The organism is Chryseobacterium sp. TB1-D10 (genome assembly GCF_059803555.1).
Window position 1 is genome coordinate 97969 of sequence record NZ_JAPFHB010000003.1, and the last position, 12608, is coordinate 110576.

The 12608-nt window shown below is 33.7% G+C and carries 11 protein-coding genes; 2 read left to right on the plus strand and 9 right to left on the minus strand.

Annotation, left to right across the window (positions count from 1 at the left end; translation table 11 throughout):
• Positions 1–72: 72 nt before the first annotated feature.
• From OPU68_RS04905 to OPU68_RS04915, 3 genes are all read right to left on the minus strand, one after another.
• Complete coding sequence (locus tag OPU68_RS04905; protein ID WP_498472886.1) at positions 73–1503, minus strand: T9SS type A sorting domain-containing protein; 1431 nt, start codon at positions 1501–1503, stop codon at positions 73–75.
• Positions 1504–1658: 155 nt separating this feature from the next.
• Complete coding sequence (locus OPU68_RS04910) at positions 1659–2738, minus strand: tetratricopeptide repeat protein (RefSeq protein WP_498472887.1); 1080 nt, start codon at positions 2736–2738, stop codon at positions 1659–1661.
• Between the two features lies 1 nt (position 2739).
• Positions 2740–4188 carry a helix-turn-helix domain-containing protein gene (locus tag OPU68_RS04915; protein WP_498472888.1) on the minus strand — a complete coding sequence of 483 codons (1449 nt, stop codon included), beginning with the start codon at positions 4186–4188 and terminating at the stop codon, positions 2740–2742.
• 397 nt (positions 4189–4585) lie between these two features.
• On the opposite strand from OPU68_RS04915, the gene OPU68_RS04920 reads away from it, so the two are divergent.
• A complete protein-coding gene (locus OPU68_RS04920; RefSeq protein WP_498472889.1) occupies positions 4586–5410 on the plus strand; it encodes a Cof-type HAD-IIB family hydrolase in 825 nt (274 codons plus the stop codon).
• A 324-nt stretch (positions 5411–5734) separates the two neighbouring features.
• Here the strand turns inward: OPU68_RS04920 and OPU68_RS04925 are convergent, their stop codons facing one another.
• From OPU68_RS04925 to OPU68_RS04945, 5 genes are all read right to left on the minus strand, one after another.
• A complete protein-coding gene (locus OPU68_RS04925; RefSeq protein WP_498472890.1) occupies positions 5735–6457 on the minus strand; it encodes a DUF4097 family beta strand repeat-containing protein in 723 nt (240 codons plus the stop codon).
• Positions 6454–7257 (minus strand): DUF4097 family beta strand repeat-containing protein, encoded by an 804-nt coding sequence (locus tag OPU68_RS04930; RefSeq protein ID WP_498472891.1) that lies wholly within the window; start codon positions 7255–7257, stop codon positions 6454–6456. The genes OPU68_RS04925 and OPU68_RS04930 overlap by 4 nt, the downstream gene beginning before the upstream one ends.
• A 46-nt stretch (positions 7258–7303) precedes the next feature.
• Positions 7304–8149, minus strand: a complete 846-nt coding sequence (locus OPU68_RS04935; protein ID WP_498472892.1) for a HEAT repeat domain-containing protein — start codon at positions 8147–8149, stop codon at positions 7304–7306.
• Complete coding sequence (locus tag OPU68_RS04940) at positions 8133–8705, minus strand: RNA polymerase sigma factor (protein WP_498472893.1); 573 nt, start codon at positions 8703–8705, stop codon at positions 8133–8135. The genes OPU68_RS04935 and OPU68_RS04940 overlap by 17 nt, the downstream gene beginning before the upstream one ends.
• An 89-nt stretch (positions 8706–8794) precedes the next feature.
• Positions 8795–9631: a GLPGLI family protein gene (locus OPU68_RS04945; protein WP_498472894.1), complete on the minus strand. Its 837-nt coding sequence runs from the start codon at positions 9629–9631 to the stop codon at positions 8795–8797.
• A 927-nt stretch (positions 9632–10558) separates the two neighbouring features.
• On the opposite strand from OPU68_RS04945, the gene OPU68_RS04950 reads away from it, so the two are divergent.
• On the plus strand, positions 10559–11698 hold the full coding sequence (locus OPU68_RS04950) for a cysteine desulfurase family protein (protein ID WP_498472895.1): 1140 nt from the start codon (positions 10559–10561) through the stop codon (positions 11696–11698).
• On the opposite strand, the gene moaCB is transcribed toward OPU68_RS04950, so the two are convergent.
• Complete coding sequence (moaCB, locus tag OPU68_RS04955) at positions 11695–12603, minus strand: bifunctional molybdenum cofactor biosynthesis protein MoaC/MoaB (RefSeq protein WP_498472896.1); 909 nt, start codon at positions 12601–12603, stop codon at positions 11695–11697. The genes OPU68_RS04950 and moaCB overlap by 4 nt on opposite strands.
• Between the last annotated feature and the right edge of the window lie 5 nt (positions 12604–12608).

Sequence of the window (12608 nt, forward strand, 5' to 3'; positions counted from 1 at the left end):
TAAAAAACCGGCTACCGATAGGATAGATCTTGAACAATAGCCGGGAAATAATTATGATTTTTTTTTAGATTCTTACTTCTTGATTACTTTAGAAGTTTCTGTTTTTCCTTCTACATCAGTTTTCACAATATAAACACCAGCAGAAAGACTGCTCATATTAACAGTGTTTGCATTCTGAGAAGTTTTTACCAATTGTCCTGGTGTATTGTAAACAGAGATTGAATTGACTTTCTTGGTAGAAGAAACGGTTAAGATATCTTTCACAGGATTTGGATAGAACTGAACTTTGCTGAAAGAAGTTTCGCCAGTTGCCAAAGCTTCTTTTACATTCAATGTATAATCTTCTATTTGTCCATTACTATATGTTCCACAAGCTCCTGTTGGCCAAAACATTGCGAAAGTAGATGGGGAATTTACTTTAAGAATTCTCATTCTTGTGTTGCCTACGGCTGCATTTTCCGGAACTTTGATAGTAAGTTCGGCCGACATATCATCCATCCCAGTACTTCCTTTTACAAAACCAATTCTGTAGATCTCGTTTTCATTATCTAAAGTTCCGTTTTGATTCCAATCAATAAAAGCTGTGAATGTGCTCACTTTGTAAGACGCCATTGCATTTCCTTTTACAGTGATTTTATATTCTTTGTTTCTTTCAACATTTCCTACTTTGGAAAGGTAATTTTCATAAGAGCTACTCGCATTAGGATCAGAAGCATTAGAAATATCCGCAAATGTAACAGAAGTGATAGGCTCTGAAGCTGTTGCAGAAACATTGCAGTAAGATGTTGTACTGGGGTTATTAGGTAAAACTCTAATTTTTGTACTTCCTTTAAGCCCTTCTCCCGACCAGTCATTATAGCTCAATATCCAATTGCCTTCAACAGGTGTGACAGGAACTGTACCAGCAGGCGCAAAGATAGCAGAGTTCAGATTAAAACTTACCTCCAATTCTCCTTTATCATCAGCATACATCTCCTCAGTTTTGTTGAGTTCCCAGGCACCAGAAGCTGGATTTCCAACATTGATTTTCACCTGTCCATTAGGCACAAGATTCTTAACTTTCACGACAGTTCCGGTGATAAAATCACTCATTTTAAATTCTGCCGGTGTAGCAGTTCCAGTGATAACATGCTTTGGGTCTTTGATTACTGTATAATTTCCCGTTGCTGTTTTTCCGGAAGTATCTTCTGCTTTAAGTGTATAATATCCTAATGGAGAGGTATTTGTCCAGCCGTTGAACTGAAAAATAATATTCCCTGTAGCATCTGTTGTAGATGACAAAGACCTCAAAGCACCCTGAGGATCTACAGATGTAAATTTAATTGTAGAGTTGGCAGCAAAACCACTTCCTGTAACTTTGATCCCATAGGCCCAATACCAATATTCTAAGATACTGTTTTCCGGTGCAGGGTTACTTGGCACTGTTGTATCTATAGCAATAGTTTGTGCGGACAACATTCCCGATAGTAGCAGAGATGCAAAAAAAGCGTTTTTCAATTTCATATTCTTGATTTTAAATTATAATCAAATGTAACTATGAAATTTTTATAAAGAAAACTTTTACTGTTTGGAATCAGAGAATTTACACGAATTCAGACACCTTTTTACGCCTTCAAATAACTGAAAAACAAAACATTGCAAGAATTAAAAGAATATTGCTAATGTTTTACTGATTTCAGTACATTAATCTTTTTTATGATGTAAAATAAACTGATGATCGTGATTAAAATTGTCAAAATAACAATTAAATAGAATAATTTTTGATTATTATTAAATTCTATATTTTGTATTTCTATATTCTTTTTGAGCAAATCTGAGAAAGATTTTTTCTCTATATCATCATTCGTTAGCAGATTTTTTTCCAGCTTCCGGTTGTAGTAAAAGTATCGAGGCGCATTATTTTGGTTAAGATAATTTTGACTCAAAGCATCATAAACTTCTGTCAGGAGCCCTACATTTCCTGTATTTCCAAGTTTTTTTTCAGTATCCAATAATATCTGATTGGCTTTGATAAAATCTTTCTTGTTATCATAAGTTATCGCCAGACCGACTTTTGCATAATTGGAAACCTCATCCATTTTTAATCCATCAGATTCCTTTATCACATTCAGAAATAGGTTTTCAGCTTCATCAGCTTTCCCAATATCAATCAAAGAATATCCTTTCTGGATTTTAGTAATATTTCTGTTGAGAGAACCGCTTCTGTCATTATTTTTATTGTACTCGTTAATAGCCTTATCAAAATAGGTTATTGCAAATGCAGGATCCAGATTATCCTTATAAATCAATGCTTTAACAAAATAAATGTTGGCGCTCATCTGATTGAGAGACGGATCTTTAAGAAAATCAATAATCGTTTCCGCTCTGTTCAGATAATTAATAGCCTTTTTATTAAGTTTTAGAATATAATATTGATTACCAATGAATCCCAAAGTATTTACCATCATTAAAGAATCCTGAGAATTTTGGGAAATATCCAAAGCTTCAAATCCGGATTTCAATGCTGCGGATGATAAATGCTTTACAGAATATGCGCTGCCTTTTGCCAAGAGTAATTTACTCTGCAACTTATTGTTATCAATTTTCGTTTCCAGTTTTTTTACCATTACCAGAGCAGAATCTGGATCGACAAAGGCCATTCTGTCTACTTCTGTGATTTGTTTTTCCAGATTTTTTTCAGATTGTGAAAAGCTAAAGAGTGACAAGATCAAAAACAAGAGGTACAAAACTTTCTTCATATCAATTATTTTTAAGTTCATCAATAAACTGCGACGGGCTTTTTCCGGTCACATTCTTAAAAATCGTGGTGAAAGTTGTGCGAGATGCAAAACCAGCTACTTCTGCCAGATAGCTCGTTTTATATTGCAGATATTCAGGGTTTTGAGTTAATTTTTCAACAATGTAATTCACTCTCAATTCGTTCAGGTAATTATTGAAATTCTTGCCTTTGTGTTTATTGATGACCTCTGACAGGTACTTGGAATTCGTATTCATTCTTTTTGCCAAAACCGATAATGAAAGAGATGGATCTCGCACATCTTTGCTTTTTTCGAAAGTCTCAAGATTGGCAAGAATCAGATTTTCGGTCTTTTCCGGAATTGTAAACACGTGACTTGCCTGAAAATCTTTCAATTGATCACTTAGTCGCTGCTCATATTCTTTAGAAATATTTTCTTTTTCAATTTCTACGGTTGCGACATTTGCTCTACTTTTAATGATAAAATAACAAATAAGACTGATTATCAAAGACAAAGCTGCAATCACAACTAGCAGGAACAGAATTTTATTCTGAAAATTTTTCTGCTCGTGTATTTTAGAATTTTCTTTTTGATCGATAAGATTGATAATATTTACCCGAGCTTCCTGCTTGTCTGCTAAAGTTGATTTTAATAATTTGATATATTCTTTTCTTGTACCGAAACAATCTTCGGAATTACTTTCACAAGCCATTTGTGACCATTCTTTGTAAAGATCAATAAAGAAAATACCTTTGTTATATTGTGGGAATTTTTTCTTTAAATTATTGAAATCCTTTTCATTGAATGTTCCAGTCTTAATATTAGATTTCAAATTAATTAATTGTGACAGAAACTGAAAATATCGTTCGGACTTTCCAAAATCGCCTGCCGTTCTATCCTCTATATTTGACTTTATAATCTGTAATCTCGAATGGTATGTAGGATCAAGATCTGTTTTATCAGTGATATGAACCTGGATTTTAGCCAGGCTTTCTTTGGACTTTCCCTCAAGATAAAGTTTCAGAATCTGTAATTCATTTTTCCAGATTTCAACGCAGGCTTTTTCTTCTTCCTTTTTTAATGATTTTGAAAGTTCAGTAATATCATCTAATGCCTCACTGTATTCATCAAAAAAACCAAGTTCCAGATATAATTTCCCGATAAGATATTCATTTTTTGCTTTGAGGAAATCATCATCCACATTTTGTGAAATCCTGTCTGCGGAGATCAGTTTCACAACCGCATCATTGTATTCCATAAGATTCAAATAGATTTCGGATTGCAGAAGAAGTGCATTGTAAACATCCTCTGATGTTCCAAAGCTCTGGTTGGTAATAACATACTGCGCTGTTTTTAAAGCCTTGTCCGGTTCAGAATACATTAATGCTTTCACATCTTTTGTGAGATTCTGAGCATCGTTGATTTGAGCGTTTACACTCGCTGTAAACACAAAAAAAAAGAAAAAATGTAAAAAACTGATTCGCATTTGTTAGATAACGTCAAAGACAAGGTTAAAGATAAAAAATTCTTAGGCGATTTCAATTTAAAAGATTGAATATGATCAAAATTTTATCAGTTTTACAACGATGTTCTAATAATCTTTCTAAGAACTTTATTCCAAAATCTTTCAATATTGATTGGTACTCAACGTTCACAAAATCATATCATTTGAAAATCTATAATTTTCACGTTCAATTGCTGTATTTCTAATTGCTTTGTACTAGCTTTTATTTCTACGATATATTCTGAATTACCAAAATATTAAAATAAAGTTAAATATATGCGTAGTTGTGATCTCGCAGAATAATGTTTGTATTTTTATAAAAATGTTGTAGTAATCAAGTAGTATGAATTCTGTGCAAAATCCTAAAATAAAAGCTGTCTTTTTTGATGTAGATGGAACAATATTCAGTTTAAAAACAAAATCAATTCCGGAATCAACGAGGAAGGCAATAAAGAATCTGCGGGAAAAAGGAATCAAGGTCATCGTTGCCACCGGTCGTTCTATTAATGATCTCACTCATATTAAACATATTGATTTTGATGGTTTTCTGACCTTTAATGGGGGATATTGTATGACCGTTGATGGTCAGGTAATGTATAGAAAAGTAATTGATCCCAATGATATAAAAAATTTGATAGATTATTCCGAAAGATCTGATGTCAGTTTTTCATTGATGTATGAAGATAAAGTAAGAATCAGTCACGAAAGTCCAAAAGTGCTTGAATTATATCGTCACGTTGATATTGCAGTGCCACCTGTATGTAATAAGGAAAATCTTGATATTGAAAACGTTTTGCAAGTCAACGTTTTCATCGATCCTGAAATGGAAGAATCTTTTATGCAGGAAATTATGCCAAATTCATTGTCTTCAAGATGGACACCGTTATTTGCAGATGTAAACCCGGCAGGAGTAAGCAAACAAGGAGGTGTGGAATATTTTTGTAAATATTTTAATATTGATATATCCGAAACCATGGCTTTCGGGGATGGGGGAAATGATATTTCTATGCTGAAGTCTGTAAAAATAGGTGTTGCTATGGGAAATGCCGGAGATAATGTCAAAGAGATTGCCGATTTTATAACGGAAGATGTTGACCATCATGGAATCGAGACAGCTCTGGTACATTTCGGGCTTTTGGATAAAAATTCAAAAGGTGTAGTTGGATAATTATTCTTTTTACAATCGATTTGTTAAATTATAAATAGTTAAGGTGCAGTTATTTATTAACATCTAATTAAAGCTTTTTTTATAATTTACCAGTATTAAAATTTAAAGTAATTCCATTAAAATAATCTACTGAAAAATGGACGATGCCTATTCGAAATCGGAGAATTGTTTTAAATCGATTTGTCCTTATTTTTGAAAATAGGCTCAGATTTATAATCTGAGCCCTGACTTTGACCTTATTCACTTCGTGGAATAGTGTTTTTAGAAATATCAATCATCCGATTTCTGATAAATTGATTACGCATTGCAAATTCAATCAATAAGTTATTTCCTCAAATAAATATTTCCGTATCGGGATTCAAGATTGTATTGTGGTCCGTTACCGGGTGTTGCTGTGACCAATGTGTGGAAATCATTTTCATCTTTTCCGGTAAATTTGGCATCAAGATTAGAATAGATTTGTCCATAGTTGGTTTCAGCAGAAACTTTTCCGATGTTATTCTCCAGAACTGTAGCATCGATTCCTCCATAAGTGGCATTTACAGCAATCTCACCCCCGAAATTTTTCACCTCCACCAATCCATATTTGGCTTCTATTTGAGTTTTAAGAGATTTCGGAACTTTAATTTCTAATTCAATATTAATGTCAACGCCATTGGACATCGTGTTGAATGTAGCATTGTTGGTTTTACAATACTTTTGATATTCTTCTTTGGTTTTAAAAGTTAATTTCTCATTTCCCCTATGAACCGTTATTCTATGCGGAAGTTTGTCGATTTCAGAAACTTTTCCTTCGATAACAAGGGAATTTCCTTCTTTTGACTCTTTGATTTGAAAAGCTCCATTGTTTTCATTTTCATTGATGTTGACAATTCCCGAAATCTGTACTTCGTCTTTGTCCCAAGTGCTGATCTTAATTAATTGAGGATAGTCGAATTTCAAAGATATGTTTTGGTTTTTAATTGTGGAAAAGCTCTTGTTGATCTGTGTTTGCGCTGTAGTGATTCCGAAAGCGAAAGTCATTACAAAAAATATGATGCTTTTCATTTTGCTCTCAAATAAATTTTACTGTAATCTGAACGAACTTCTATGTCCGTTCCGCCACCATTTACTTTTCCCACAAGGTCATCACCGTGACGAATTAGGTCGTCCTCTGTTTTTTTGTCTTGCTCAATTTTAAAATCTGGGGAAATATAAATCTCTCCATACGAAGTTATCGCTTTAAGGTTTGCTTTTATCGATTTTGGGAGACTGACATCCGCGTGACCATACACCGAAATAATGGATAATGGACCTTTCACATTTTGGCTGAAAACCGCTTCCACATTTCCATGGATAGATTTTACAGTTGCCGGTCCGGTAATGTTTTCTAATTGGACATTGTTGTAAGTTGCGGCAATCTCAATCTCATTCTGCATATTTCTGAAAACAACATTTCCACCATATTGGGACTGATGTTTAAATGAAACAATCACATTCTCCGGAACTAATATTTTAATCGATGGAGATGAGATCTTTTTCAATGGATTAACTTCCAAAATACCATCTTTATCAGAAACATTAATTCCAATTCCGGTGTTGTCTATAAGTCCTAAAGCATTGATTGACTGGAGTCCTGCTGCACGTTTGTCCTCCGCAGGAGTTTTTTCTTCCAAAGAGAAAATAATCTCATTTCCTTTATAACCTTCTACCGTTACTTTTCCAAGATTTACAAGTAACTTTCCTTTGTTTTTATTGACTTTGTAGGTCTTCGGGTTTTCTTTTGTTGTAGTTGTTTGCTCTGTATTTTCCTGCGCATGGAAGGAAACTGTCATCAAAGCAAACATTATCAAATATATCTTATTCATATTGTTTAAATTGTTAATAATTAATGAGTTATTTATATAAAAGCTTTTAATATTTCATTAGAACAGCGTAGGCTTCGTCTTTCACAAAATCTACTGTTGTTGGGTCTTTAGCAAGTGCCAAAAGTTTTGTATTAACTTCTGGACTCAACTCTGATGATTGTTTTTCAGCCAAAAAGGAAATCAATTCTTTTTGTACCATCGGGTCATTTTGTTGAATAAAAATCTGTTGAATTCTCTCTGTTATCGCAGGATTTTGTTTCTGAATTTCTAAGGCTGAAACTGCAGACAATCTTACATTGGTATTTTCGTCTGAGATGGCTTTTTCAGAAAGCAAATCGATTATTTTTGAATCATAATCAGAAAAACTCTTTACCAAAGCAATTCCTTGTAATCTGGAACTTGCAGAAAATTCGTTATTAATCAATTCTATTGCGTTGACTTTATCATAATAATTTTCATCTTCAATATTATAATTAGGAATAGAATTTTGATTACCAATTGATTGTTTTGGAGAATCAGAACTGTTATTTGCAAGAACTTTTTCAGTGTTTTTTTGTATTGTATTTTCTATTAATGATGTTTCCAATCCATTCTTAGGAATTGTAGTTTCAACGAGATTTTCATCTTCTTTTTTCGGAGTTTGCTTTGTTGCAATAACAGTTTTATCGATTTCTTTTTCTTGCCATAAATTAAAGATTCCTAAACTTAAAATAACCACAATGGAAGACGCGATTGCCCAATTTTTCATTGGAAATATCGAACGTGTTTTCCCAACAGATGGAGTAGTGTTATCCAGCTTGGACATTATTTTGTCAAACATTTCATCAGGAACTTCGAGGTTATCGAATTCATCTCGATGGTCATTGATATATTTTTTAAGCGAATCTTTCATTGTAGTGTTTTGGGTTTAATTTTTCAAAAATTTTCTTTTTAGCGCGGTGGTAATAGCTTCTTACGGTTCCGTGCGGAATATTTAAAATTTTTGCTATTTCTTCCTGTGGCATTTCCTCAAACAAATAAAGATTGACAATCGTTCTGGTTTGCAAAGGAAATCCTGCAATAATATTTTGAAGTTCCTTTACACGAGATTCCATAACTAATTTTGCCTCCAATTCGTCATCTTCTATATCTAATATTTTATCATCTTCAATTTCTGAAAAATAGATTTTATTTTTTCGAAGATAATTAAGCGATTGATTGATAGCAATTCGCTTAATCCAACCTCCAAAACTTTCTACATTTTTCAGGGATTTAATTTCAGAAAATGCTTTTAAAAAAACCTCCTGAAGAATATCTTCGGCATCTTCTCTATCATTTACAATACGATAGATGGAATTGAAAACAGCTTTAGAATAACGATGATAGAGTAGAGAATATCCCGAATTGTCTCCGGAACTACATCGCTCCAGCAATTCTTTGTCACTTATATTTTCTGCTGTTGCTTTCAAAAAAGTTATTCGTTTTTTCCCGGTTCTATATAATAGACGCAAACCAATTGCAAATGTTGCAGTTTTTTATATTTTTTTTAAATTTTAAATTATTGTTCACACGATTTGGTTTCAATAGGAATTTTAAAAATATCAATTTTTTCCTTTTCGGTTTTATCGTACATCTCTTTAGCTTCTCTGCTGTCTACATTTATACCGTGATAGACGTAAGTAAAAGTAGCAGTAGGAGAATTAAGGTTGGCAAAGATCATCGATGGTTCCTGGCGATACTTCTTCCAAAATGTTTTCCATTGTTTTGGTGTGAGATTCACTTTGTCAGTATAGGCATTTCGTCCACTGATATTGCTGTTTTCTTTTGTAAGACCTTTTATCTCAAAAATAAAATTCTCTTCAGCATCAGATATTTTAAGAATCAGACCGGGTAAACCATAAAACTTATACGGACCATCACTTATGGGAACATCATTTGTGAACCATGCAATCCATTGTCGCCCGCCAAAATCTGTTTCAGCCCTCTGCACATTATAATTGAACAGTACACTTTTTTCCTTTTGGATCTTCCAGCTTGGCTTGCAAGTATAGGTGGTTAAATATACTTTGTCGAAAAAATTTTCTTCAGTAATTGTGGTTTGGGATTTTAAATCCTTAAAGATCAGAGGCTGTAATTTCCATTGCAGTTTTGGGCTTGGGAAACTTCTGCTTCCCTCATCCACAAGTTTGGTTTTAATTGAATCATATTTAAACTTCGCCAAAGATTCGAAATAAGAATTATCTTTATCTTTTAAAAGAACAGTTAATTCTGAACTGTAGTTGTTGGACTGTTCTTCAGCTCTCCACTTGAAGTCGTAGATGATCTTATATGATTGCGAAAATATCGAAATACAACTGATAAATGTGCTTAAGATGATAAATAATTTGAGTTTCATAGAATAGCTGTTTGGATTTACTAACTATTATAATGATGCAGAAATTTTATAAATGTTGCAATTTTTTCTGAATATTTTCGGGATTACATTACTACTAGATAATAATTGAAGAATATTACTGATATATTTATGTATCTATTACAACATCCTTTTAATAAATTCTTGGGCAAATAGTTCAAATTCAACTTCCAAGGTTCCATATGAGGCTAACTGATTTTCTACAGCAAATGTATTCTTTTGTCACTGCGGGAAAAACTTATTTCTTATTGTTTTCAAGGATTGATTGCAGTCTTCCTTATGTCTGCATTAATAGTTACCTGCATAGAAAAAGTCAGAAACCTCACAAGATGGAAACCCAGTTCATTGAAATTTTGATTCTTATTATAAATCATTTCATGAGACAATACGATAAAGTAAAAGATAGAAAGCCAAAATTTCTTCAATATTCAATCTACTGGGTTTACTGTAGTGTGGAAAAACAGTTCTCAGCCTTCCTAGAAGTAGAAAATATGAAATTTAGAATTAGAAAATAAAAAAACCGACAAAGAAGTGAAAAAACTTCAAATGTCGGTCTTGTGACCTCGACGAGCGTATCTTCAAACACTTTTATCGATGATTTGGTTCGATTAAATCAAATTACAAATCAATTACAAATCCAAATTTTATCAAGCACATTATTTTAGCTTATGTTAATGCAATTTAAGTTTCAAAACTTTTAGCAATCAGCATTGTAGTAGTAATTGGGATTACAATATTATTTTTTCTAATCAGCATCTCGATTCAGCTAAATATAAAAAACTATATTCCTATTATGTACCAACTGATTGAATGGATTATTCGGAATCTGTTGTAAATACTTTTAACTCATCAATCTGATAGTAATTGAAAAAAAAATATTTAAATTGTAAATATTATTTTTTCGATATTATGAATGCTTTTATTTACCTGGATTATAATGCAACGACACCAGTTGATCAGAGAGTAGTGGACGCAATGCTTCCTTATTTTAATTCATTGTATGCCAATTCCGGAAGTTCTCATTTGTTCGGGCTTACTGTGAAAGAGGCGATTGATGAAGCTGGAGAACAAATCGCAGAATTGATTTCTGCAATTCCAAAAGAAATCACTTATACATCTGGCGCAACGGAAGCCGTCAATCTGGCTTTAAAAGGGATTGAGAATGTGAATGGTAAGAATCACATCATCACAGTCAAAACCGAACACAAGGCAGTTTTGGACACTTGTCAAAATCTTGAACAGCAGGGATTTTCTGTTACTTATCTTGATGTAGGAAATGATGGATTGATCAACTTGGATGATTTGAAAAATGCGATCACTGATAAAACCTTACTGGTTTGTGTGATGTTTGTCAACAATGAAACAGGCGTCATCCAACCGATCAAAGAAATTACCAAAATCGCTCACGATAAAAATTGTCTTGTTTTCTGTGATGCGACGCAGGCTGTAGGGAAAATTCCGGTGAACGTCAAAGATCTTGGAATTGATATGATGGCTTTTTCGGCTCACAAATTTTATGGACCAAAGGGAATTGGTGCCTTGTACGTATCATCGCATCTTAAAAAAAATATAGTTGCACAGATCCACGGCGGCGCTCAGCAATTCAACTTACGAAGTGGTACTTTGAATGGTCCCGGAATCATAGGAATGGGAAAGGCGGCGGAAATAGCAATTGAAGAAATGGCAGAGGATTCACGAAAAATTAAAGAACTAAGAGATGAACTCGAAAATTCTTTATTAAAAATTCCCAAAACATTCATCAATGGTGATATAGACAATCGGATTTTTAACACGTCCAATATTTGCTTTTCTTATGTCAATTCTGAACAAATGATCTTGTCACTTGGCAATATCTGTGTATCAAGCGGTTCAGCTTGCAATGCGACGACATCCAAACCGTCTCACGTTTTGAAGGCAATGGGAATGAGTGATCTGGATGCGCTTTCTTCAATTAGATTTAGTTTAGGTAAGTTTACTACCAGACCAGAGATTGAAATGACGATAGAAAGAATCGAGAAAATAGTGCTTCAACTACGCAGAGAAAATTAATGATTATCTCCGTTCTTCACTGAAAAAACATGCAAAATCTGCGGGAACAAGGCTTGTAAATATTCCTTTACAGCACCTGCAGATCCAGGCAAGGTTAAAATCAACATATCATCAGAAAAACCAGCAATTCCTCTGGAAAGCATCGAGGTTTTCACTCGGTCTTGTCCATAATTTCTGGCAGTTTCCATAATACCTGGAATTTCTTTTGTGATGAATGACTGCACAGCTTCTGGCGTCACATCACGTTCTGACAAACCTGTGCCGCCTGTAAATAGGAGTAAATCACAGCCTTTGCTTTTATACAATTCGATTTGTTGGCGAATGGCTAGAATATTATCGGGGACAATAGAGTAGTCAATATTATTGATTCCTTGATTGTTAAGAGCTTCGACCAAGAATTTACCTGAAGTATCTTCTTTAATGCCTTGCGAAACAGAATCACTGCAAACCACGACTGCAGCTTTTAAATTTTCAGTTGCAATATTTTTCTGATTGCTTTTTCCACCCTGCTTTTCCAGAAGTTTGATGTTGGAGATTTCAACATTTTTATCGATTGGTTTCAACATATCGTAGATCACCAAAGCCGCTACAGATGCGCCGTGCATAGCTTCAACTTCAACGCCGGTTTTGTAAATGGTATGGACCTCGACAGTGATTTTGATATTCAGATCATTCATTTCATAATTGATGGAAGCAAATTCAACCGGCAAAGGATGACAATCGGGAATCACATCGCTCGTTTTTTTGATTGCCAATAAAGCGGAAGCCCTTGCAAATTCCAAAACATTGCCTTTCGGAACGGTACCGTTTTTTACAGCTTCAATTGTAGAAATATTCGAAGTTTTAATTGTCGCCGAAGCGATCGCTTTTCTAAGTGTGAAAGTTTTAAAAGTAATATCGACCATGGCTT